Raw genomic sequence first — 22,631 nt, 5'->3', positions numbered from 1 at the left:
GCGCCTTGATTGCGGCTCGCTAGAACCTCGCGCGGGGGCGAATTTAGTGTGAACACACCCTAGCTTCAGCAAGCTCGCGCTGTGCTCCAGATAGATAGGCACCCTGCTATTACAGTAGCGCGTAAGTTGTGCTGGCCCGGCACACACTCTTGCCATCATCTGCGCCGCGCAACTCGATCTCGCCGAAGGCCAGGGCCTTTCCGGCGCGCAGCACCCGGGCTTCTACCAAAGCGTCCTGGTTGGAAAGAGGCCGCAGGAAGCTGGTGGAGAGCTGGACCGTGGTGCAGGGGCGGAACTCGCCAAAGTGCTGAATAAGTGCCAACACCATGGCAGTATCGGCCGCAGCCATCATGGCTTGCCCGCACAGCATGCCCCCCGAGCGTGCGAACTGCTCGCTCATGGGCAGGCGCAGCACCACGCACGATTCGCTGGCTTCTTCTACCTGCAGGCCTAGGGCCTGAACCCAGGGGGCGAACAATTCTTTGAGTGCGTCTTGCAGGGGGGCGATTTCGGCTGAAGTGGGCATTTTGGGCGATGGATATATATAAGACCCTGTCCATGATCTTTTCGAGGTCCCGAAGAGATCATGAACAGGTCCTAAATGCTAGCTCTGATCATGTGGTGAATATCAACTCACCGCGAACGTTCTTATTTCCCAGTCATGCCCGGGCGGACGGCAGAGTATGACGGAAATCGGGTTCACCTGATCTCACTGCGGATCTGTGGGATTGGCTGGCGGTGTGGTCGGTGCGGGCGGGGGTGCGGACGTGGTCAGTACGGTGGGCGTCTTGTCCTGCTTGCCGCACAGGCGGTCCACCCAGCGCGAGGCCAGGCGTCCTGCAGCTTCGCGGCCACCCAGGCCAAATGCCAGCGCTACGGCTACCGCGACAGCGCCCAAAGTGAGTCCGAAGGCCAGGTTGACGATGTCATCTGCAATGCCCATGGCACGCAGCCCCATGGCGACGACGATGCCCAGGATGGCCACCCGGGCCACACGGGCCAGGCCGATGCCCCCATCACTGCTGCTGCCGTCTTCATGCTCGCTGGCACGGGCAATGGCCTCGTAGGCCAAATTGGCCAGCATGAAGCCGATCACCAGGATGGCCGAGCCCAGGAGCACATCGCCCGCAAACTCGATGAAGGTGGTGATCATGTCGGAGAAACGCTGGAACCCGAGCTGATTGCCCGCCTCAACGGTAGCAAAAAGCATGGCGAAGACGAGCGCGATGCGGCCAATCAACATGGACGGAGGGGTCTTCAAAAACGCGTGTGCCATGCCTATCCGCGCCGGCACTGTATCGAGCCCTACGCTGGCCAGCAGGTTGGCCAGCAAGCGTGAAGCAAAAGAGGCCACCATCCAGGTGATGGCCAGGATCAGGCCTGCAGCCACGATGCGCGGCACAGATTCCATCAGCATCGCGAGCATCTGAGTGGCGGGGGCCGAGATGGCGTCGATCCTGAGCGCGTCCAGTGCCGCGATGAGTGAAGGCACGAACACCAGGATGAATACCAGCAGCCCGGCCAGGCCTGACAGTTGCACCGTGTCAGACAGTCCCGCTTTGGTACCGATCTGATCAACCCCAGCTGAGCGCAGCAGGTTGGTGGTGAGATTGCGCAGCACCGTGGCCACAATCCAGCCGATGCCACCGATGATCAATGCCGCCACTGCGTTGGGCAGCATATCGAGCGCCTTGGTGGTCATTTCCCGCAGCGGGCTCAGCAGGCCGTCCATCTGCAGCGCGCCAAGGATGGCAGGCAGGAAGAGCAAGATCACCAGCCAGTACAGCGCACTGGAGAGGCTCTCGCTGATGGGCGACATATTGGCGTGCTCGGAAAGTCTTTCATCCAGCGTGGTTCTATCCAGCACCTTTTGCGTGACACCGCGCACCAGCGTGGCCAGCAGCCATGCCAGCAAGGCAAGCAATACAGCACCCAGAAGGCGCGGAGCGTATTCAAACAACTGGGTCGTGAGTGCTGCCAGAGAGCCAGACACCATGGCCAGGTTCAGCGCATTGAACACAGCGGCCAAGGTGAGCAGCAGCACGAGCCAGAACAGGCTGAGCGATATGACGCCCTCGATATCCACCCGCTGACCAGTGCTGCCGGAAAAGCGTTCATTCAGGCGCAGGAGCCCCAAGCCTTTGCGTGTACCGGCTTTCACCAGGGCTGCTACGAACCAGCCGATGATAAATATGGCCAGCGCACCCAGCACTTGGGGAAGATGCACTCCCATTGAACTCTGAAGCGAGTCCCACATAGTGGTCATGTTCATGCCCTTACTCCTCACTACAGTTTGAAACCGCTCCATGATGGCAGAGTGCACGCGCCATAGTCAACCTTGGGCGCCCTGAAGTAGAGAGAGGTCAAGGCATTGCGGAACTTTTTCAGGAATGCCCTAACTCATGATCAATAGCCGTTTGTGCCAAAAAGTTGTCAATCCTGCGCCACAGTATTTTTGTCTCGCCACCTACTGCTGTCTTCCCCCTGGCACCGGATTGCGTTATTGTGAAACGTGCGCGAGCCCGGAGGCCCGGCGCCCGAATAGATCGTAAGCACGTTCTTATGGAGATCCTGGGATGACTAAGCGAATGATTCAGGTTCGGGAACCGGCCGGCATGCTGGCATCGCCGGGGCTTCAGGCTGCCCCGGTGCTGGATTTGATGTGTTCCCACTTCGTGTTGACCTTGGCCGCCAAGCAGGGCGCCAAGTTCAACGTGCGCCGCGACATCAACGGCCTCATGGCCTTGGCTGGCCGGCACTTGATGTGGCCGGAGCCGGTGTTGGCGCGCGTACGCGAATTCCTGGGTCGCAGGTGCAAAGAGAATGATTTCTGGCGCGGCCACGAGCAACTCTCCAATCCTGAGTTCCTTGAGCGGCATGGCATCTGGCGCGGCCCCTACGAGGAAGGCACCCTGTTCTTCTACCTGGATGAATATGCCAAGGATTCACCCAAGGATTTGCTGGCCCTGCTGACAAGCACCGGCCAATGGCTCAGCCACGCGCTCAAGAAGCAATCCACCCTGGTCGAAAAGAACATCGATTCCCTGGCGAACCTGCTGCAGCTCAATAAGGCGGAGCGGGCGCTCCTGTTGTATGGAACGCTCGCACGCTATCAGCGCGATCTGCGCAGCCTGCTGGTGGAATTCAAGGTCAACAATGCGCCAGAGGCTTATGCGGCCATCGCTGATCTTGCGGGTGTCTCTGCCACCGAAGTGGCTGATGCCTTGCGAGCCGGTGGCCGGCTGGAGCGCATAGGCCTGGTTGAGAACCTGATTTCCGAGCACAGCATTACGGACCTGGCTGACTTGATGAAGGTGAGCGAGAAGCTGCCGCCTGTGCTGATGCGTGAGTACCGCGATCGGGCTGAATTGATGGCGGTGTTTACTCGCCCCGCGACGCAGAGCGAGTTGAAGGCGCTGGACTTCGAGTTCGTGGGCGACGATGTACAGGTCTTGGTCAATCTGCTTCGCAAAGCCATGCAGACCAAGGCTGTGGGCGTCAATGTGCTGCTGTATGGCCCGCCCGGTACCGGCAAGACTGAGCTGGCCAAGGTGGTGGCCCGTGAGGCGGGGCTGGATTTGTTCGAGGTGGAATACGCGGACCGCGATGGCAATAGCCTTTCGGGCCGGGATCGCTATCGTTCATTGCAAATTGCGCAGGTGTTTCTCAAGGGGGCAGATGCGGCCGCGTTGCTCTTTGATGAAGTGGAAGATGTGTTCCCACCGATCAGCGTGGATGCGGCAGGCCTCATGGCGCGCGCTGAGCAGCAAGCCATGAGTGCCGCCGTAAGCCATTCGGTGAATGGCAAGGCGTGGGTGAACCAGATCCTCGAATCCAACCCGGTGCCCACAGTCTGGGTGACCAACCGCATCGAGCAGATTGACCCGGCGTTCCGCCGCCGCTTTGCCTACCACCTGGAGCTGAAGTCGCCGCCACCGGGTGCACGCGAGCAACTCATTCGCAAGACGCTGGAAGGCGTGGCATTGAGTGATGGCTTCCTGACCACGCTGACGGAGCGCAAAGGCCTCACGCCAGCGCAGATTCGTACCGCAGTGCGCTTTGCCGACCTGGCTCATGCGGGGACTGAAGCGGGTGGGGAGGAGTTCGAGGCGTTGATAGAGCGGCAACTCAAGAATTCAGACGCCGCCCTGGGCCGCAGGCCTGACACCGGGAAAAAAGGCCGCCGCCAGGTCACCACCTATGACCTGGACATGCTCAATGTGGAAACCCGCTTCGAGATCCCACGCATCGTGGAGGCCTTGAAGGCGCGCGGCCATGGCGCACTGTGTTTTTACGGCGCGCCAGGCACCGGCAAGACGGCACTGGGTGAGTACATCGCGGAGCACCTTGGCAAGCCGCTAATGATCAAGAAAGCCAGCGACCTGGTGAGCAAGTACGTGGGTGACACGGAGCAGAATATGGCTGCCATGTTTGCCGAGGCATCGCAGGAGAAAGCGGTGCTGCTGCTGGATGAAGCCGACAGCTTCCTGCTTGATCGCCGCGGCGCTCAGCGCAGTTACGAGGTGACTGAAGTCAACGAGATGCTGCAACAGATGGAGCGCCATGATGGCGTGTTCATCTGCACCACCAACTTGCTTGATCGCATGGACCAGGCTGCACTGCGGCGCTTTACTTTCAAGATCAAGTTCCTGCCGCTGACGGCGGTGCAGCGTGAGAAGATGTTCGTCACTGAAGCGCTGGCGGGTGATGCAGAGAAGCTCACGCCGGAGGTCAGCCGGCGCCTGGCCAAACTGGAGCAATTGGCCCCTGGCGATTTTGCTGCAGTGAAGCGCCAGTGCGATATCTTGGCGGTGGAGTTCTCGATAGAGGAATTTATCGAGCAGCTGGAAGCTGAGCACCGCATCAAGCCTGAAGTGCGGGAGCATCGGTCGATGGGGTTTATGCACTAGCAGCACAGAAAGGGCAGGCTTGCCCTGCTGATTTTCTCGATATTGCCTGTCCTCAATCCGGAAAGAAAACCCCCTGCCTTAGTAAAGCGGGGAGCTCCACAATCTGAAGCGAGCCCCTTATTGCGGGCTCGCTTCTTTTGCCTGATCTGCGCACTAATTCCGAGCAGAACGGTTTGCATCCGCATGAGGTTCTGAGGGGCTTCCCAGGCGTTGCAGTTACAGTCTGCGCTTCAGCCCCTGGCGCGCAAGAGGCGCGCTGGGTGTTGCGCCTCCAACCAGGTTTTTCTTTTTTTCGCATGTCCCTCTCGCCTCCCGCCAGCTTGCCGCATGTGACCATGGCCGACGTGGCCCGAATCGCTGGCGTGTCCACCATCACGGTGTCGCGGGCGCTGCGGGCGCCTCGCTCTGTGGCGCCTGCCACGCGAGAGCGCATTGAGCAGGCGATTGCGCAAACCGGTTACGTTTTTGACAGCGTCGCGGGCAGTCTCAAGTCCCGCCGCACGAACCTGGTGCTGGTGCTTATTCCAAGCATCATGCACAGCTACCTGGCGCACATGATCCAGGGCATTTCAGATGTGATCTCGCCGCGCGGCCTGCATTTGGTGCTGGGCACTACCGAGGAGACACCCGAAGGCGAGGAGCGCACCATCCGCGCTTTCCTGCCGCTGCGGCCTTGCGCGATCTTGCTGCACAACACGGTGCACACGGCCCGCACCCGCGACGAACTTCCCCGCTACGGCGTGCCGCTGATCGAGACTGGTGACTTGATCGCAGAGCCCTTGGGCCATGTGGTGAGCTATTCGAACCATGAGGCGGCGCGCGCCATGACTGCGCACCTCGCCGCGAGTGGGCGCAAGCGCATTGCTTTCATCTACCGTGGCCCCGGCAACGAGCGCACCTGGATTCGCCGCAGTGGCTACCGGCAAGCGCTTGCCGATGCGGGCCTGGCGTTTGCGCCGGAATTGGAAGTGGCCGCTGAGCCGGGCTTCGCGGGCGCTGCTACGGCCTTGCGGCACTTGATGGGGCTCGCACAACCGGCGGACGCTGGATTTTTCGTTGGAGACGACCTGGCCGCTGGCGCTTTGATCGAGTGCCGGCGCCAAGGCTGGAGCGTGCCTGGCCGCATTGCAGTCGCAGCCTACGATGACAGCGAATTGGCAGCCCATACCGACCCGGGGATTACCTCGCTGCTCATCCCGAGGTATGAGTTGGGGCGGCAAGCAGGTTTGTTGCTGCTCGAAAGCCTGGAATCAGGTACGCCCGTACCGGCCCCCCGCAGCATCGACCTGGGCTTTACCTTGAACGTGCGCGAAAGCACCTGATCACTCGCTGGCCTCTGGGGGGCTCGGTTGGCACCCCCGAGTTCTGAAAATGCGGTTGACAGCCAGTCATGACATCGATAACATTCGCCACAAATGACATCGATGTCATAGTGATTTGTAGATTTTCAGAAATATCAAGAAGGAGCCCCCGATGAAACCTTTGGCACGACTTTGCGCCGCTTTGCTCGCGGCCGCTTGCGTGAGCAGCCCCGCATTTGCCAATTCGTGGCCAAACAAGCCGGTCAAGCTGATCGTGGCGCAACCGGCTGGTTCCAGCCCCGACACGACGGCACGCCAGATCGCGCTCAAGCTATCAGACGTGTGGGGCGAGCAGATGGTGGTGGAGAACAAGGCGGGTGCCAACGGCAACATTGGCATGCAAGCCGTGGCTACAGCGCCGGCAGATGGCTACACAGTGGGCTTGGGCGTGCCCAGCAACATGACCATCAATCCCTTTCTCTACAAGATGCCGTTCAATCCCCTGCAGGATTTGGTGCCCGTAGCGCAGATCGGCAGCGTGCCTTTCGCACTGGTGGTCAACCCCAAGCTGCCCGTGCACAACGTCAAGGAATTGGTGGCCTATGCCAAATCCCTCAAGGGAGAGATGAACTATAGCTCCGCAGGCATCGGCAATATTGGTCATTTGGCGGCTGAGCTGTTGGCTGACCGGGGCGGCTTCAGCATGCACCACATTCCCAACAAGGGTGATGCACCTGCGCTGCAGGATGTCATGGCGGGGCAGACTCAGGTGATGTTCGTGGGTATTCCCGCCGTAGCCGGCCATGCTCGTTCTGGCCGCTTGCGCCTGATTGCCGTGGGCGGCACGCAGCGCCTGCCTGCTTTCCCTGATGTTCCCACCATCCAGGAAGCGGGCCCAGCCTTCAACGATGTCGTGATCCAGGGATGGAACGGCATTGTGGCTCCTGCTGGGACTCCGCGCGATGTGATCAACAAGATGGCGCAGGACGTGGCCAAGGTGTTGGATGCCAAAGAGGTGCGCGAGCAGATCACTACCAGCACTGGTTTGGTGGTGAAGGTCTCTACGCCCGACGAATTCAACACCTTCATTCGCGCGGAATCGACCAAGTGGGGCAAGTTGATTTCGGCTCTCAACATCAAGGTGCAGTGAGGCAGCTGAAGTCCACATCTTCTGCTTTATCTCCTAAGGAACCACGATGATCAGAGTCAATAAAGTCAAGCAGGCGGCGATCAACCGCTATAAGGTTTACGGTTTTGTGCTGTCATGGCCGGCGCCGCAGATGGTGGAAATTCTGGGGACGTTGGGCATGGACTATGTCCAGATCGATGGCGAGCACGGCCTGTTCTCGCTCGAAGACGTGGAAAACACCTGCCGCGCCGCCGAGCTCTATGGCATGACACCCATCGCGCGCATTCCCAACATCAATTCCAGCACCATCCTGCAGTACATAGACCGGGGTGTGAAGGGCATCATTGCGCCGCATATCTCCAACGCCCAGCAGGCGAAACAAGTGGCCGATGCTGCTTACTTTGGCCCCATTGGCGACCGCTCCCTGGGCAGCGCCCGTGGTGCAGGTTTTCAGCTGTGGGAGGAAGACGGGCGGGAGTACTACGCCGAATCGAACAAGCAGATGATGGTGGGTGTGATGATCGAAGACCGCGAGGGCATGGACAAGATCGATGAAATCATGGCTGTGCCGGGTATCGATTTCCTCTACATCGGCATGAATGATTTCTCGCAAGGTTTGGGCTATCCCGGCGAGCCGGATCATCCGGAAGTGCTCAAAGCGCGTCAGTATCTGTTTGACCGCGTGCATGCCGCTGGCAAGTTGATGCGCGAAGACATTGTGGTGGAAATCAGTTCGGCCAAGCTGGTCACGGCGGGTGCCAAAAAGGTGCTGGAAGCCAAGGCCAAGGATTTGGCTGCACGCGCAGCCGCTGAACCCGTTGCGGAGGTGAACTGACATGGGCATGACCGCATTCGAAAAAATCACCGCACGCGCCGCCGGCCTGCCTTCGGTCAAGCCGGGCGAATTTGTCTACCCACGCGCGGACCTGATGTTCCTACACGATGGGCAGGTCGAATCCACCAAGATCGAGCTGGATGAGATCGGCATCACTGAGCTGGACGATCCTTCCAAGGTGGTGTTTGTGACGGACCACGAGGTCGTTTATTCCACCCCCAAAGCCGCCCAACGTGGCCTGCGCATCCGCGAGGCAGCCAAAGCCTGGAAGGTGGACAAGTTCTTTGACGTGGGCCAAGGCGGGCACGGGCACATCTTTCCAATCGAGATGGGTTTGGTGGGCCCTGGCATGTTTATCTACGCCAACGACATGCACTGCACCAACTTCGGTGCAGTGGGTGCGGTAGCGCTGCGCGTGGGAACCGAGATTGCCAATGCCATTGCCATGGGCGAGCTGTGGATCAAGGTGCCCAGCACGATTCGCATCAAGTTCACCGGCCAGCTGAAAGCCGGTGTCTACGGCCGCGATGTGGGCTACTGCCTGGCGCGCAATCTGGCCGACCGCGCTTATGGTGGTGTGAGCCCTGCCTATCGTGTGATTGAACTGGCCGGCAACCTGGATCAGTTCGACCTCGCAGCCCGTGTGGCGCTGATCAACACCGCCACCGAAGTGGGTGTGGCGCATGTGTTCATCCCGCCTACACGCGAGATTGTGGAACGCCAATCGAAGGCCGCGGGGCGTCCGTTCACAGGCGTTTACAGCGACGATGATGCTGAGTACGAAGCCGAAGGCGAATTCGATCTTTCCAGTCTGGAGCCTCAAGTCGCGCTGCCGGGTGGTCCGGAACGTTCAGTGGATCTCTCCAGCGTGCTCGGGCGGACCATTAACCACGCCTTCATTGGCTCCTGCGGTTCGGGCATGTATGAAGACATGCTGGTGGCTGCCAACATCTTGCGTGGCAAGCGCATTGCGCCCGGTACCCGTATGACCATCGTGCCTGGCACGGTGGCCACTGCCAAGCGCCTGTCGGAAGAGGGCCTCATATCTGCCTTTCAAGAAGCTGGCTGCATCATCTTGCCGCCCGGCTGCGGACCGTGCGCGGGTGCGAAATCCGGCTCGCTGGGGGCTGGGGAAGTGTCCATCTCTACTGCTGCGGTCAATACCGCTGGCCGCATGGGGGACAAGACTTCAGAGATCTATTTGGGCAGCCCGGCCACGGTGGCCGCCTCTGCATTGGTGGGGCACATCGCAGATGCCCGTGCCATAGCGGCGTGAATGGCCTGAGCGGTCGCCATCAACCCATCTCACAGGAGAAAGCATATGTCTGATATCCAATGGAAGCTTAGTGGCGTTTGCCATAAGTTCGGTGACGATCTGCGCCACAACGACGGCCTGATCGATGCGCACTTCGCTTCTGACCGAATTTTTGATCCCGCTGTACTGGCCCCTCGAACCTTGGAGCTGACTCGGCCCGGTTTTTCCAAGGCAGTCAAACCTGGTGATCTGGTGGTTGCGGGCCAGAACTTTGGCAAAGGCAAGGCCAAGATACAGGGCTACATTGGCCTGCGCGCGCTGGGCGTGGGCGTGTTGAGTGAATCCATGCCTTTTCTGGCTTATCGAGGCGCTGTCTGCGCAGGGTTGCTGTTCCTGACCGACTGCACGGGAATCACCCAGCTTGTGAATGACGGCGATCGCACCGAAATGGATTTCCTGACAGGCCGCTTCACCAACCTCACATCGGGCGTCACGGCTCAATATGAGCCGCTGCCCGATGTGCTGCGCGAGATCATTGCCGTGGGCGGCTCCAATGGCGTGCTGCGCAACTGGTGGCAAGCACGCCAAGCTGAGCGTGAGGCGCTGGCGGCCTGAGCGAACGGCCACACCAAAAAAAGGGCTCGAAACCTACAGACTTCGAACCTTTCTTTTGCATTGCGTGGGAAAGAACACCATCCACGTGAGCTTGCTGAGCTGGATTAGTCCAGCTTGGCATTAGTCCAGCTTGGCACCAGAAGTTTCAATCACCTTTTTCCATTTGGCGGCTTCGCTGCGCACGAGCGCAACCATCTCAGCCTGCGTTCCCCCTTGAGGAATAACACCATGCGTGGCGAGTTGTTCCTGCAATTCCGCTGATTGCAGCACTGCGTTGATTTCAGTGTTCAGGCGGTCTACGATCGCTTGCGGGGTTTTGGCGGGGACCGAGATGTAGTTCACCGGCGCTGCATCAAAGCCTTTGAGGTCATCGGCGATGGTGGGCACATTGGGCAGTGCTTTCGAACGCTGGCGCGTGGCAACACCCAGGGCCTTGAGCGCCCCGGAGTCGATGTGCTGCTTGTAAACGGCGATGCTGTCGATGGCTGCTTGAACCTCTCCTGAAAGCAGATCCGCCAGCGCCGGGCCGGTACCTCTGTAGGGGATGTGAACCATATGAATACCGGCGGATTGCTTGAAGAGCTCTCCCGCCAGATGGCTGCTCGCCCCAATACCCGCGCTCGCGTAATTGACCTTGCCTGGGTTGGTTTTGGCGTACTGGATGAACTCTTTGACGGTGCGGGCAGGTACGTTTTTGCTCACGACCAGCACATTGGGAACAATGGCCACTGACGCCACCGGCACGAGATCGCGCGCAGGGTCATAGGGCAGCTTGCTCATCAGATAGGGGTTGGTCATCTGCGGGCCAGGCGTGGTGTAGAGGATCGTGTATCCATCGGCCGGGGACTTGGCCACCAGATCAGCTCCCAGTGTGGCGCCGCCACCTGGCTTGTTGTCGACCACGATGGGCTGACCCAGGCGTTTGGAAAGGGGCTGTGCAACTGCGCGTGCGACGATGTCAGCACCACCCCCAGCGGCGAAGGGCACCACCATTCGGATGGGGCGGTTGGGGTAGTCCTGAGCAAGCGCCATGGTGGAACTGGCGAGTAGAAAACCTGCAACTCCGTGGGTAACCAACTTTGAAATCATGCTGAGAATCTCCTTTTATTTTGAATGGGATGATGGCCTGTGAGGCTCGAAGTGGGCGCCGCAGGGCGGCCCGAGCGCATAGCCCGAACCGTGAATCTTCGTCGTATCAGGTCTCTGGCGCTACGGGGCGAACGGCAATTCAGCCATATGTAGCGCGTCATAGCGGTGGTGGTTAACCCGAGCCTGAGCGCAGCCCGCCGATTTAATGGATCACACTTTCAAGCACCGGCTTGGCCCAGTCCGGCGTGCGGGCCAGCACATCAGTGTCTTTGACAGAGGGCCAAGTCAATCGGCCCTGCTGGATCACGGCTACCGGTAGTGGATCCGGTATGGGCTGGCCGGGTGCGATGGTGGCGCTGTTGTCGAATAGGCGTATCTCGGCCAAGTGAGGCGTGAGGGCGATGAGGTTGGCAATGGAAGCTACCCAGCGCTCGCGGATTTTGGCTTCAGGAATGTCGTGGCCACCGGCCGCCACGCGTGCGTGAACACGGGCCAGATGCAGTTCGGGCGAAGCCAGGCCGCAAAACCAGACCAATACGTCGTGCGTTTGTCCGGCACCCTTCAATCGCTTGGCTACGCTGTGTCCGCCCAGCGTGGTTTCAAAAGCGAAGCTTTGCCCTTTGGCTAGCGCTTCATCCAGCCGGCGCTGTCCTTCAGTCCAGGCGGCGGCGTTGGCGGTGGTTTGATCGCAATGGATGGCTGCAAGGAGTTCGCGTGCGAACGTGTCCGGATTGAACCAAGTCAAACCAGCACGTGTGAGCAAATGCCCGCCAATACTGCTTTTACCTGCGCCGTTGACCCCAGCCAGGACGTAAAGAACAGGACGCGGTGCGGGCACAACTAGAGCGAGAGCAGATTTTTAGTGACTACCGCCAGCGAGTACCTTGCCTTGCAGTTCAGGGCCTTGTGCAAACACCTCCCGCAAGCGCTGACCGGCGTCTGCTTGCTGCAAGGTAGCCAGGCGGTCGTCAAAGCGGCGGCGCAGGGCGTCGATGGCGTCTTCCTGCCGTGCTTCGGTAGCGGCTGCAGCGCGTGTCAGGCGCTCATATTCATCCGGGGACAAGATCACGGCTTCTGGCCGATCATGGTTGGTCACCAATACCTTGCCCTCACGCCCTACCGCGCGCATGACACCGCGCCATCCCAGCTTCTTGACATCTGAAGCAGGCGTACGGGGCAGTTGGTCAAAGGCTAAGGCAATAGCGCTCATGGCAGGATCCTTACGGGTTCAATAAGGCAAATATACCCTTTTTACCCTTTTATTGCTGGACCTGGCCAGAATGCTTGTTCAGCGCCTGTCTGTGCACGGGCAATTCCCGGGGAGCGCAGGGCGCATGAGGAGGGATGCTGTGGCCAAAGCCAGGGGGAGGGTGTCGCTCTCTACCCGGCTTGCCGACTTACCCGCAGGACTTCTTCGCCGTAGCGTTCCAGCTTGGTGGCGCCAATGCCGGTCACGCCTTGCAGATCAGCGGAGGATTGAGGGTCACGTGCCGCAATGGCGGCCAGGGTGGCGTCGTGGAAGATCACGTAGGCGGGCAGGTTGTGCTCGCGTGCCACCTCACCGCGCCAAGCCTTCAGCGCGGTAAAACGAGCTTGCCCGGCGGCGTCCAGCTCAGCGGCTGCTGGCGGTGTGGCCCGGCTGCGGGAACCGCGCTCGGCGCGTTCGCCACGGACCTTGCGCGCGCGTTCCGGTTTGGCGCTGGCGGCGCGCAGGCGAACTGGCTGCTCGCCGCGCAGGATAGGGCGGGCGCCATCTAGCAGGCGAAGGGTGTTGAAAGCCTGCGCATCAACATGCAAGGCGCCAACAGCGATCAATTGTCGCAACACCCCCCGAAGTTGTGGTTCGCTGAACTCAGCACCCAGACCGAAGGTGGAAAGCTCCTCATGGCCGAACTGCTTCATCTTGTCGGTGGATTTACCGCGCACGATGTCCATGATGTGGCCGGCTCCAAAGCCTATGCCGCTCATCTGCTGAACACGGTAAATGGTGGAGAGCAGTTTGCGCGCGCAATCAGTGGCATCCCATACATCGGGTGGTTGCAGGCAGTTGTCGCAGTTGCCGCAGTACGGTTGCGTATGAGCGCCAGAGGGATCTTTGGCAGGCACCATTTGCTCACCAAAGTACGCCAGCAGCCGTGCACGTCTGCAGTCGATGGCCTCGGCCAGGCCCAGCAGCGCATCCAGCTTGCGCACCATGATCTGCTTGAAAGCGTCTTCTGCGGGGCTTTCGTCGATCATGCGGCGCTGATTGACCACGTCTTGCAGGCCGTAGGCCATCCAGGCCTGCGCGGGGCCGCCATCACGGCCAGCGCGGCCCGTTTCCTGGTAGTAGCCCTCAATGTTCTTGGGCATGTCGATGTGGGCTACAAAGCGCACGTCTGGCTTGTCAATGCCCATGCCGAAGGCAATGGTGGCCACCATGATCACGCCTTCGTCGCGCAGGAAGCGGTCCTGGTTGGCTTGCCGCTCGGCAGCCGGCAGGCCGGCGTGGTAGGGCATGGCGTCCAGGCCGGCTTCGCACAGTGTTTGTGCCAATTCTTCTACCCGGCGCCGGGATTGGCAGTAAACGATGCCCGATTCATCCGTGTGCTCATTCTGGATGAAACGCAGAAGCTGAGTGGTGGGGTCTTTTTTCTCGACGATGGTGTAGCGGATGTTCGGCCGGTCGAAGCTGCTGACGAACTGCTGCGACTCCTGAAGCTGCAGGCGCTCCACGATGTCGGCCCGTGTGGTGTCGTCTGCGGTGGCCGTCAGCGCGATGCGTGGCACGCTGGGCCAGCGCTCATGCAGTACCGTGAGCGCACGGTATTCAGGCCGGAAATCATGCCCCCACTGGCTGACGCAATGGGCCTCGTCGATAGCGAACAGGCTCAGTTTTCCATGCGCGTGCAGCGTATCCAGCAGGCCCAAAAACCGGGGGGTGGAGATGCGTTCGGGAGCGGCATACAGAAGTGTGAGCTGGCCGGCCAGCAGCTTGCGCTCCACTTCCTTGGTTTGCTCCCAATCGAGCGTGGAATTGAGAAACGCGGCCGGCACGCCCGCCTCATCCAGTGCACCGACCTGGTCGTGCATCAAGGCAATGAGGGGGGAAATTACCAGAGTTACCCCGCGCCCGGCGCGCTGGCGCGCAATGGCGGGCACCTGGTAGCAGAGGCTTTTGCCTCCGCCCGTGGGCATCAGCACCAGCGCATCACCGCCGGATGTCACATGGTCGACCACGGCGGCCTGCTGGCCGCGGAAGGCGGGATAGCCAAAGACCTCTTGCAAAATGGCAAGCGGCACGCGCGCAGGCGCGTGATCAACAGTCGTCATGGAGTTTCTAGCGGCGAGCGCAAAATTCGAGATGGGGCGTGTCTGCAACCAAAGCGGCAGCGGAGCCTATCACGAGCAGAAGGCTTGCCGGCATTCTGCGATCGCTCAGCACTCACCGCGGGCGCTGGATTGCGCTCCATGGTGATATGAAGAGAAACAAAATCTCGCTGAAACTTAACTGTTCTGTGTGAAGCCAGTCCGCTTAACGACGTCCTGGAAGCGCGCAATCTCGTCTTTCAGCAGCTTCGCGAAGGCTTGAGGCCCAGGTGGCAAGGGATCGATGAAAGCACTGGCCAGTCGGGCTTGCACCTCGGGCAACTTCAATACGCCCTGGATCGTGGAGTCCAGCTCTTGCAGGATGTCCGCAGGCGTGTTCGCGGGCGCCATGAATCCGTACCATGCGCTGCCAAGAATCCCAGGAACGCTTTCCGCAAATGTCTGAACATTGGGCAGCTTGGGGTTGCGCGCTGGGCTGGCGATGGCCAGCACCTTCAGGCGCTTGGCTTCGATGTGCGGCATGCACGCAGGCATTGAATTGATCACCATGGGGATTTGTCCACCTACGGCATCGTTCAATGCCAAGGCGCCGCCTTTGTAGGGCACATTGACAAGCTCCATGCCGCTCTGCAGTTTGAGCATTTCATAGAGCAGGTGCGGGGCAGAGCCTTGGCCAGGAGTGCCAACGCCAAATTGGCGCGATTGACTGCGCGGCAGTGCCAGCAGCTCTTTGAGGTTATTGGCAGGAAGGGAGGGATGCGCCACCAGCAACTGGGGCGATGAACCCACCAGCGTGACCGGCGCGAAGTCCTTGACTGGATCAAATGAGAGCTTGGCCACCACAGCGGCATTGGTCGCATGCGCGGTGTCGGCTAAAAGCAAGGTGTAGCCATCGGCCACACTCTTGGCCACGGCGTCCGTGCCGATCATGCTGGACGCGCCTGCTTTGTTGTCTACCACCACGTTCCACTTCGCGGTCTCGGTCAGCTTCTGGGCGATGAGCCGGCCCACGAAATCGGAGCCACCCCCGGCGCCATAGGGAACGACCAGCCGGATAGGGCGGTTCGGGAAGTCGTTGGCCCATGCAACTTGACTCGCAGAGCCGGCAGTCAAGGCCAGGAGAGAAGTAGCAAATTGACGTCTGGAAAGAGAATGCATGGCGATAACTCCTATGGTGTGTTCGTTGCGGATATGGAGACGGCGTTGCTCAAACGGGGTTTCAGCCGAGTAGTTCGCTGGCGGCTTTTTCAAACCCAGCGGCGGCAGCGGCAATGGAGGCCGAGTTGATATGCCGATGTGTGACCAGGCGTATCCGGCGTTGACCCCAAGGGCGGATGAGCACGCCGTGTTTTTGGAGTTCCCGCGCCCATGCGGCACTTTCTGGAACGTCGTCGGGCAATTCAACGAAGATGATGTTGGTCGCCGGCCCGGTAAGGCCAATTTGGTCTGGAAGCACGGCGCGCAACGCGGCGCCCAATTGATTCGCCATGGCGTGGTCTTGCGCTAGCCGCTTGGGCATTGTTTCGATGGCTTCCAGGCCAGTTGCCGCCAGGATGCCAATCTGGCGCTGTGTGCCGCCGAGCATCTTGCGCAACTGCCGTGCTCGGGAAAGCGTTTCCGCAGGCCCGACCAGCACCGCGCCGGCGGGCGCACTGAGCCCCTTGGACAGGCAGATGGAGACGGTGTCCGCAAAGCCGGCCACGGCGTCCGGGGCCACTTGCAGCGCCACGGCTGCATTGAAGATACGCGCACCGTCGATATGCACGCGAGCCCCGGCCCCGTGAGCCAGGTCTCGGACCGCGCGCATATGCGCCAAAGACAAGACTGCGCCACCTGCGTTGACGTGCGTGGTCTCCATGCACACCAGTTCCGTGCGCAGTGCGTTCGAGCGTAGCAAGGCTTGCTTCAGGCCGCTCAAGTCCATCTCACCCGCCGTGCCTGGAATGCCCAGGTAGGCGACCGCGCCCAGGGTGGCACCACCGCGCTCGGTCAGAAACATATGTGCTGTCGCTTCCATGGCGACCTGGCCTTGCCGCGGGACCTGCGTCAGCACGGCGAGCAGATTTCCCATGGTGGCTGTCGGCACGTAAAGGCCCGCCTCCTTGCCGAATGTGCGGGCAGCCAGCGCTTCCAGTTCACGCGCCGTAGGATCTCCATCGAGGCCGTCGTCACCCAGTGCAGCGTGCCGCATGCGTTCATACATCGCGGCGGTGGGCAGCGTCACGGTATCGCTGCGCAGGTCCGTGAAGGGTCCCGGCGCATCCTCGGCATGTGCTTGCACCCCTTGGTGGGACGTAGTTTGGGAGATCATGGCTGCCAGTATTGCAGCGATCATTCAATGCGTGAAATGCTTTTTTACCTATGGCTTATACAATACTGATATGACAACGCGCCGCATGTCTCTCAAGCACATCGAAGCCTTTCGTGCCGTCATGCAGACTGGATCGATGACGGAGACCGCGCGGCGGTTGCACACCTCCCAGCCTCAGGTCAGCAGGCTGGTGGCTCAACTGGAGGCCATCGTTGGCTTTGCGCTGTTTGATCGCATCGGCACGCGCTTGCTGCCCAGCATTGATGGCAAGCGCTTCTTCCAGGATGTTGAAAAGGCATTCGCCGGAATTCAAGGGTTGGAAGCGGCGGCCTCCAATATCCGTACGTTTGGCGGCGATCGTCTGGCCGTGGCGGCTATGCCGCGCATCGCGGGCGGGATCGTGAGCAAAGCGGTGGCGCGCTTCAAACGCGATTTCCCTGAGACGCTGGTCACAATTCATTCAGGCGCAGCGTCCACTGTGAATACATGGATCGGTTCGGGCTTGTGTGAGCTGGGCCTGGCCATCCTCTACGATGGCGACCCGCCGGGTATAGATGTCTCCGTACTCCTCAGCATGGACTGCGTTTGCATACTTCCCAAGCAGCATCGCCTGGCGCAGAAAGCGCAGATTCATGCGACGGATCTTGACGGTGAGGCCTTTGTGTCATTTCCGCTCGGCAGCGGACCCCGCGAACGCATCGACCGCATACTGGTGGCCGAAGGCATCAGGCCCAGAACTGCGTTGGAGTCTGATCTAGGCGCTTCCGTGTGCTCGCTGGTGGCCGCCGGCATGGGGGTGAGCGTGATTAATCCGCTCGCGGCGCTGGAAGAGCAGCGCTATCTGGACATCGAAGTGCGGCCATTCAAGCCCGCCGTGACGGTGCGCCTTGGCCTCATGCAAGCCCCTGGGGCACCCCATTCGCGCCTTAAGGCCGCGTTCACGGAGCATGTGCGCGAGGTAATGGATACGGAACTGGCTCACATCGCTCCCTATCGGAGGTGACCTCTGGGTGGGGGCACAAAGGTGGTGAGAGGCCAGGAGCGTGCAGGGTTCCTACAATACGAAGGATGAACCCGCTAGCCTATACCCGCGCCGCCGAGCTGCCTGCCATCCTTGAGAAACGCATTGCCATCCTCGATGGCGCCATGGGCACGATGATCCAGCGTTTCAAACTCAGTGAAGAGCAATACCGGGGCGAGCGCTTCAAAGACTTCCACAAGGATGTCAAAGGCAACAACGAGTTGCTCAGCCTGACGCGGCCCGATGTCATCCTGGATATTCATGAGAAATACCTCGCGGCCGGTGCCGATCTGATCGAGACCAACACCTTCGGCGCCACTCAGGTGGCCCAGGCTGACTACGACATGCAGGACTTGGCGCGCGAGATGAACCTCGTGTCCGCACAGCTGGCGCGTGCCGCCTGTGACAAATACAGCACGCCGGATCGCCCGCGCTTTGTGGCCGGCGCTCTTGGCCCCACTCCCAAGACCGCCAGCATCAGCCCGGATGTCAACGACCCCGGGGCGCGCAACACCAGCTTTGAGGAACTGCGCGCGTCCTACTACGAGCAGGTAGAAGCGCTTGTGGAAGGCGGCTCCGACGTGCTGCTGGTCGAGACCATCTTCGACACCCTGAATGCCAAGGCCGCGCTGTTCGCCATAGAGGAGTTCTTTGACAAGAGCGGCGAGCGCTTGCCTATCATCATCAGCGGCACCGTCACCGACGCGTCTGGCCGAGTGCTTTCTGGCCAAACCGTGACCGCCTTCTGGCACAGCGTGCGCCATGCCCGGCCTTTGGCGGTGGGGCTGAACTGCGCCCTGGGAGCCGCGCTGATGCGCCCCTACATCCAGGAGCTCAGCAAGATCGCGCCAGACACTTTCATCAGCTGCTACCCGAACGCCGGGTTGCCCAACCCCATGAGCGACACCGGCTTTGATGAAACCCCCGAAGTCACCAGCAGGTTGCTGCATGAGTTCGCTGCCGAGGGGCTGGTCAATATCGTGGGTGGCTGCTGCGGCACCACGCCTGATCACATCGGCGCCATTGCCGACACGGTGTTACCGCTGGCACCACGTGGCGCGCGGCGGGCCGCTTTCTACAGTGCGACTGCTTGAAATCAGTGGTGGTGCCTTGCTTGGCCAAGGCACCGCTGCTTCGAAACAGAGCGTAGCCAACCACTGCAGCAGCTACCTCTTCATGGGTGGCCATTGCCGTGGTGCGCGTCGACTCACGCTTAAATTTTATTTATGTTTTAGTTTCTGCAGCGCGATTGTTTCTTGATTCAAGGCTGCTTAAAGTCCGTGAAACATGAACGGAACCTAGAGCATGAGCCAGTTAGCAGATCAGCAAGGCACCGCCGCCGCATCCACCATTAAGCCGATGGAGCAGGGCGTGGCGCAGACAGTGTCCTCAGCAACCCTGAAGGCTTGGTTGCACGATGGGCAGGAGATCGCACTACTCGACGTGCGCGAGCACGGCCAATATGGTGAGGCGCATCTGTTCTACGCCACTTCCGTGCCCTACAGTGTGCTGGAGCAGGAAGTCACTCGCCTGGTGCCGCGGCGCGGTACGCGGATGGTGGTGTATGACGCAGGCGATGCCAGTACCCCCCAAGTGGCCGAGCGCGCCGCTGCACGCCTCGTGGCCTTGGGTTACACCGAGGTGCATGTGCTTGAAGGTGGCGCTGCCGCCTGGCAAGGGGCGGGGTACGTGCTCTTTGCTGGCGTCAATCTTCCGTCCAAGACCTTCGGAGAATTGGTCGAGCTGGCCTACCATACGCCCCGCGTGACCGCGACCCAGCTCGCCGCCATGCTCCAGGGCGCCAACGCACCCGTGGTCATTGACGGCAGACCGGCGGCGGAGTTCCGCAAGATGAGCATCCCTACCGCTACCTGCTGTCCCAATGGAGAGCTGGCCTATCGCATAGCTCAACTGGTGCCGGACGCGGAGACTCCTATCGTCATTAACTGCGCGGGCCGCACGCGCAGCATCATTGGCGCGCAGACGCTGATCAACCTGGGGGTGAGCAACCCGGTTTACGCGCTGGAAAATGGCACGCAGGGGTGGTATTTGACTGATCACCAGTTGGACCACGGAAGCCGCCGTCTCTACCCTGAAGATTCGGGCAGCACTGCGCTGGCCGGCGCGGCGCAGCAACTGGCCGCACGCTTTCCTATTCCCACGGTAGATGCCGCCACGGTAAGGGCCTGGGCCGTCGAGCCCGGCCGCAGCCTGTATCTTTGCGACGTGCGCACCGCGGAGGAATTTGCCGTGCGGTCCCTGCCCGGTGCGCGCCACACCCCCGGTGGCCAGATGTTGCAGGCAGCGGATCAGTTCGTTGGCGTTCGCGGTGCGCGCCTGGTTTTGTTTGACAGCGATGGCACGCGTGCGCCCACTGTGGCGAGTTGGCTCTTCCAGATGGGGCATGACGTGAGCATCTTGGCCAATGGGTTGGAGAGCGGCCTGGCGTTGGATGTGGCCGTGATTCCTGAGCCACCGCCCCTGGCCACCATCGATGCCCAAGCGCTGGCCACCCGCCTTGCAGCAGGTAGCACCGTGGTGCTGGATCTGCGCGCGGGCATGGTCTACCGAGCCGGGCACATTCCTCAAGCCTTCTGGGCCATTCGGCCGCGCTTGGCTGAAGCGGTGGTGCAGCACCTACCGGCCAACTGCCAAGTGGTGCTGGTGGCCGACGATGCCACATCCGCCGCCTGGGCAGTCGCCAGCGACTGGCCGCAGCACGTGACTGCGCCTTTGCTACTGGCCGGCGGCATGCAGGCCTGGCTCGCTGCTGGTTACCCGGAGCAAGCCACGCCCGACAACCCGCCAGATGCTGCATGCATCGACTACCTCTTCTTTGTGCATGACCGTCATGACGGCAACAAGGAAGCGGCGCAGCGCTACCTGGATTGGGAGACCGGTCTGGTGGCGCAGCTGGATGCGCAAGAGCGCGCCGGCTTTCGCTTGCCCTGAAGCGCCGCGCTACTTCTTCCGTTTTCTCCGCCATCCCGCTCGACTGAAATGTGCGGGGGGCGGTGGGCATCCCGCGACCAGATTACAACCACAACCGACCCAGTAGGAGACAACTATGCCAAGGTCAGACATCGCCGCCGCCGTTTTCCCGCCCCTTGTTTCCCCATCGCGCCGTGCCTGGCTTGGACAAGCAGGAGCCTTCACTGCCACGGGAGTGGCCGCCAGCCTAGGGTGTCATTCGGCTTTCGCCGCAGACGCTCCGGGCAACTACCCCTCCAAGCCCGTGCGCATCATCGTGCCCGTGGCTGCCGGGGGCAGTTCCGACAAACTCACACGGTTGATTGCCGAGAAGCTTTCAGTGATGTGGAAGCAGAACGTTCTGGTGGAGAACGTGCCTGGCGCCACGGGCACCATTGGCGCGGCACGCACCGCCAGGTCAGCGGCTGACGGCTACACCCTGATGCAAACCGGCGAAGGTCTCACGCTGGCTGGCTTGCTGCTGAAAGACCTGCCATTTGATGTTGAAAAATCGTTCACGCCCATCATCAAGGCGGTAGTGAATCCGCAAATTCTGGTCGTCCATCCCAATACCGGCATGATGACTCTGCGCGACTACTTGAACCGTGCACGCGAGAAACCCGACAGCATCAACCTGGCTCTCGCAGGCAATGGCACCATCGCTCAGATATCTCATGCCATGCTGGCGCAGCAAACCGGCATCAAGGTGAACTACATCCCGTACTCCGGCGGCGCACCCGCGTCGCTCTCCACGCTGTCAGGCCAAACCGACGCCCTGGTGATCACGCTGGCCGCAGTGACCGAACAGGTGCGTACTGGCAAGCTGCGAGCGCTGGCCGTCACCACAGCCTACCGCTCCCCCGCGCTTCCAGATGTGCCCACGGTGGCAGAGGCGGCTGGCCTGCCGGACTATGCAGTCGAGAGCTGGCAAGGCTTTCTCGCGCCCGCTGGCACGCCAAAACCTGTCATCGACAAGATCAACCGAGACATGGCGTCTGTCCTGAACATGCCCGAGGTCCGCTCCAAGCTCGATGAGATGGGCTACAAAGTCGCCGGCGGCAGCGCAGCGGAACTGGCCGCCAGCATTGAGAAGGAGCGGCCACGCTATGCGCAGGTCATCAAGGCCGCCGGCATCTCGCTGCGCTGATATGAAGTTGCGGCATGCTCACGGCGCGCTGTCAGGCGCAGGCACGGTCCCTGTGCTCGCGACTAATCTTGCTCCCTCTCCCGTATGCGGGAGAGGGCGGGGGTGAGGGGGCAGCGCATCCACGTGGACTAAGCAAATTAGTGGCATGAAAGATGGCAAAAAAGACCGACGATGCTCTTCCTGAATGAAGCCTAGTGAATCCTTGAGAAGCTGCTGGCCCTCACGCCGCAGCCGGCCGCCCCACCCTCTCCCGCATGCGGGAGAGGGCGTAAAAATCCTTCGCTTGCGACTGACAGTTTCAGGGCCGAGCGCAGCAATGGCCCGAATCAGGTTCCCCACCCCTTGAGGCCGTGCTGAGGAGCGCAGGGCAAGGGGCGGGCAAGAGCACTGCAAGATGCTCTTGCTTCGTGAACTAGGGCGTGTTAACACAAACGAAGTCCATCGACGATCAGTGCGAAGGTGATGAAACCGATGAACATCATGTCGAGTTTCTCGAAGCGAGAGAAGATCCGGCGATAGCCTTTGAGGCGGCGAAAGAGGCGTTCGATCTCATTTCGACGTTTGTACATCTGTCGGTCGTACTCCCATGGCGTCATCCGCGTTTGCCTGGGAGGAACGACAGGAATGAAGCCCAGATCGAGTGCCAACTGCCGTGTCTCGTTGCCCTCGTAGGCGCGATCCATGAGCAGGTGCAGAGCTCGATCGGGAGCCCCCAAGCTACTCAGCAAAGCCCGTCCCG

General features: G+C 60.8%; 19 protein-coding genes. 10 read left to right on the top strand and 9 right to left on the bottom strand.

The window, feature by feature from the left end:
• Window positions 1-109: 109 nt before the first annotated feature.
• Together G518_RS0123690 and G518_RS36620 are read right to left on the bottom strand one after the other, a co-directional pair.
• The gene (locus G518_RS0123690; RefSeq protein WP_036595852.1) at window positions 110-526 is read right to left on the bottom strand and encodes a PaaI family thioesterase; all 417 of its coding nucleotides are present in this window, start codon (window positions 524-526) and stop codon (window positions 110-112) included.
• Window positions 527-709: 183 nt separating this feature from the next.
• Entirely contained in the window at window positions 710-2,272 is a 1,563-nt protein-coding gene (locus tag G518_RS36620) for a mechanosensitive ion channel (RefSeq protein WP_084652192.1), read from the bottom strand.
• A 304-nt stretch (window positions 2,273-2,576) separates the two neighbouring features.
• On the opposite strand from G518_RS36620, the gene G518_RS0123680 reads away from it, so the two are divergent.
• The 6 genes from G518_RS0123680 (at window position 2,577) to G518_RS0123655 (ending at window position 10,045) form a co-directional block, all read left to right on the top strand.
• Window positions 2,577-4,910: an ATP-binding protein gene (locus tag G518_RS0123680; RefSeq protein WP_028604646.1), complete on the top strand. Its 2,334-nt coding sequence runs from the start codon at window positions 2,577-2,579 to the stop codon at window positions 4,908-4,910.
• Window positions 4,911-5,206: 296 nt separating this feature from the next.
• Entirely contained in the window at window positions 5,207-6,232 is a 1,026-nt protein-coding gene (locus G518_RS0123675) for a LacI family DNA-binding transcriptional regulator (RefSeq protein ID WP_028604645.1), read from the top strand.
• Between the two features lie 151 nt (window positions 6,233-6,383).
• On the top strand, window positions 6,384-7,361 hold the full coding sequence (locus G518_RS0123670) for a Bug family tripartite tricarboxylate transporter substrate binding protein (RefSeq protein WP_028604644.1): 978 nt from the start codon (window positions 6,384-6,386) through the stop codon (window positions 7,359-7,361).
• 46 nt (window positions 7,362-7,407) lie between these two features.
• Window positions 7,408-8,175, top strand: a complete 768-nt coding sequence (locus G518_RS36615) for an HpcH/HpaI aldolase family protein (RefSeq protein WP_051237330.1) — start codon at window positions 7,408-7,410, stop codon at window positions 8,173-8,175.
• Between the two features lies 1 nt (window position 8,176).
• A complete protein-coding gene (locus tag G518_RS0123660) occupies window positions 8,177-9,451 on the top strand; it encodes a 3-isopropylmalate dehydratase large subunit (RefSeq protein ID WP_028604643.1) in 1,275 nt (424 codons plus the stop codon).
• 45 nt (window positions 9,452-9,496) lie between these two features.
• Window positions 9,497-10,045 carry a 3-isopropylmalate dehydratase small subunit gene (locus G518_RS0123655; RefSeq protein WP_028604642.1) on the top strand — a complete coding sequence of 183 codons (549 nt, stop codon included), beginning with the start codon at window positions 9,497-9,499 and terminating at the stop codon, window positions 10,043-10,045.
• A gap of 120 nt (window positions 10,046-10,165) precedes the next feature.
• Here G518_RS0123655 and G518_RS0123650 read toward each other — a convergent pair whose 3' ends face one another.
• From G518_RS0123650 to G518_RS36605, 6 genes are all read right to left on the bottom strand, one after another.
• Window positions 10,166-11,134 carry a Bug family tripartite tricarboxylate transporter substrate binding protein gene (locus tag G518_RS0123650; RefSeq protein ID WP_028604641.1) on the bottom strand — a complete coding sequence of 323 codons (969 nt, stop codon included), beginning with the start codon at window positions 11,132-11,134 and terminating at the stop codon, window positions 10,166-10,168.
• Between the two features lie 202 nt (window positions 11,135-11,336).
• Complete coding sequence (locus G518_RS0123645) at window positions 11,337-11,972, bottom strand: ATPase (RefSeq protein ID WP_028604640.1); 636 nt, start codon at window positions 11,970-11,972, stop codon at window positions 11,337-11,339.
• Window positions 11,973-11,993: 21 nt separating this feature from the next.
• A complete protein-coding gene (locus tag G518_RS36610; protein WP_036595847.1) occupies window positions 11,994-12,344 on the bottom strand; it encodes a type II toxin-antitoxin system prevent-host-death family antitoxin in 351 nt (116 codons plus the stop codon).
• Between the two features lie 170 nt (window positions 12,345-12,514).
• On the bottom strand, window positions 12,515-14,446 hold the full coding sequence (gene recQ, locus G518_RS0123635) for a DNA helicase RecQ (protein ID WP_051237329.1): 1,932 nt from the start codon (window positions 14,444-14,446) through the stop codon (window positions 12,515-12,517).
• 174 nt (window positions 14,447-14,620) lie between these two features.
• Window positions 14,621-15,601, bottom strand: a complete 981-nt coding sequence (locus G518_RS0123630) for a tripartite tricarboxylate transporter substrate binding protein (RefSeq protein WP_028604638.1) — start codon at window positions 15,599-15,601, stop codon at window positions 14,621-14,623.
• 61 nt (window positions 15,602-15,662) lie between these two features.
• A complete protein-coding gene (locus G518_RS36605) occupies window positions 15,663-16,778 on the bottom strand; it encodes a threonine aldolase family protein (RefSeq protein ID WP_245598103.1) in 1,116 nt (371 codons plus the stop codon).
• Between the two features lie 46 nt (window positions 16,779-16,824).
• Between G518_RS36605 and G518_RS0123620 the strand changes: the two genes are divergently transcribed.
• From G518_RS0123620 to G518_RS0123605, 4 genes are all read left to right on the top strand, one after another.
• Window positions 16,825-17,757 (top strand): LysR substrate-binding domain-containing protein, encoded by a 933-nt coding sequence (locus G518_RS0123620; protein WP_245598102.1) that lies wholly within the window; start codon window positions 16,825-16,827, stop codon window positions 17,755-17,757.
• A 65-nt stretch (window positions 17,758-17,822) separates the two neighbouring features.
• Entirely contained in the window at window positions 17,823-18,869 is a 1,047-nt protein-coding gene (locus G518_RS0123615) for a homocysteine S-methyltransferase family protein (protein ID WP_028604636.1), read from the top strand.
• Window positions 18,870-19,146: 277 nt separating this feature from the next.
• A complete protein-coding gene (locus tag G518_RS0123610; protein WP_028604635.1) occupies window positions 19,147-20,727 on the top strand; it encodes a rhodanese-like domain-containing protein in 1,581 nt (526 codons plus the stop codon).
• Between the two features lie 115 nt (window positions 20,728-20,842).
• Window positions 20,843-21,892 (top strand): Bug family tripartite tricarboxylate transporter substrate binding protein, encoded by a 1,050-nt coding sequence (locus tag G518_RS0123605; RefSeq protein ID WP_084652188.1) that lies wholly within the window; start codon window positions 20,843-20,845, stop codon window positions 21,890-21,892.
• A gap of 422 nt (window positions 21,893-22,314) precedes the next feature.
• On the opposite strand, the gene G518_RS0123600 is transcribed toward G518_RS0123605, so the two are convergent.
• A partial coding sequence (locus tag G518_RS0123600) for an IS5/IS1182 family transposase (protein WP_028604633.1) occupies window positions 22,315-22,631 on the bottom strand: 317 nt, incomplete at its 5' end.

This window comes from Ottowia thiooxydans DSM 14619 (assembly GCF_000422885.1).
Taxonomy (GTDB): Bacteria; Pseudomonadota; Gammaproteobacteria; order Burkholderiales; family Burkholderiaceae_C; genus Ottowia; species Ottowia thiooxydans.
The sequence above is the reverse complement of the archived record's forward strand: the minus strand, read 5'-3'. Positions and strand labels throughout refer to the sequence as shown.

What these genes read in the sequence shown, in the direction of transcription:
- G518_RS0123690 (WP_036595852.1), bottom strand. Translation starts at nt 526, where the DNA reads ATGCCCACTTCAGCCGAAATCGCCCCCCTGCAAGACGCACTCAAAGAA.
- G518_RS36620 (WP_084652192.1), bottom strand. Translation starts at nt 2,272, where the DNA reads ATGAACATGACCACTATGTGGGACTCGCTTCAGAGTTCAATGGGAGTG.
- G518_RS0123680 (WP_028604646.1), top strand. Translation starts at nt 2,577, where the DNA reads ATGACTAAGCGAATGATTCAGGTTCGGGAACCGGCCGGCATGCTGGCA.
- G518_RS0123675 (WP_028604645.1), top strand. Translation starts at nt 5,207, where the DNA reads ATGTCCCTCTCGCCTCCCGCCAGCTTGCCGCATGTGACCATGGCCGAC.
- G518_RS0123670 (WP_028604644.1), top strand. Translation starts at nt 6,384, where the DNA reads ATGAAACCTTTGGCACGACTTTGCGCCGCTTTGCTCGCGGCCGCTTGC.
- G518_RS36615 (WP_051237330.1), top strand. Translation starts at nt 7,408, where the DNA reads ATGATCAGAGTCAATAAAGTCAAGCAGGCGGCGATCAACCGCTATAAG.
- G518_RS0123660 (WP_028604643.1), top strand. Translation starts at nt 8,177, where the DNA reads ATGGGCATGACCGCATTCGAAAAAATCACCGCACGCGCCGCCGGCCTG.
- G518_RS0123655 (WP_028604642.1), top strand. Translation starts at nt 9,497, where the DNA reads ATGTCTGATATCCAATGGAAGCTTAGTGGCGTTTGCCATAAGTTCGGT.
- G518_RS0123650 (WP_028604641.1), bottom strand. Translation starts at nt 11,134, where the DNA reads ATGATTTCAAAGTTGGTTACCCACGGAGTTGCAGGTTTTCTACTCGCC.
- G518_RS36610 (WP_036595847.1), bottom strand. Translation starts at nt 12,344, where the DNA reads ATGAGCGCTATTGCCTTAGCCTTTGACCAACTGCCCCGTACGCCTGCT.
- recQ (WP_051237329.1), bottom strand. Translation starts at nt 14,446, where the DNA reads ATGACGACTGTTGATCACGCGCCTGCGCGCGTGCCGCTTGCCATTTTG.
- G518_RS0123630 (WP_028604638.1), bottom strand. Translation starts at nt 15,601, where the DNA reads ATGCATTCTCTTTCCAGACGTCAATTTGCTACTTCTCTCCTGGCCTTG.
- G518_RS36605 (WP_245598103.1), bottom strand. Translation starts at nt 16,778, where the DNA reads ATGATCGCTGCAATACTGGCAGCCATGATCTCCCAAACTACGTCCCAC.
- G518_RS0123620 (WP_245598102.1), top strand. Translation starts at nt 16,825, where the DNA reads ATGACAACGCGCCGCATGTCTCTCAAGCACATCGAAGCCTTTCGTGCC.
- G518_RS0123615 (WP_028604636.1), top strand. Translation starts at nt 17,823, where the DNA reads ATGAACCCGCTAGCCTATACCCGCGCCGCCGAGCTGCCTGCCATCCTT.
- G518_RS0123605 (WP_084652188.1), top strand. Translation starts at nt 20,843, where the DNA reads ATGCCAAGGTCAGACATCGCCGCCGCCGTTTTCCCGCCCCTTGTTTCC.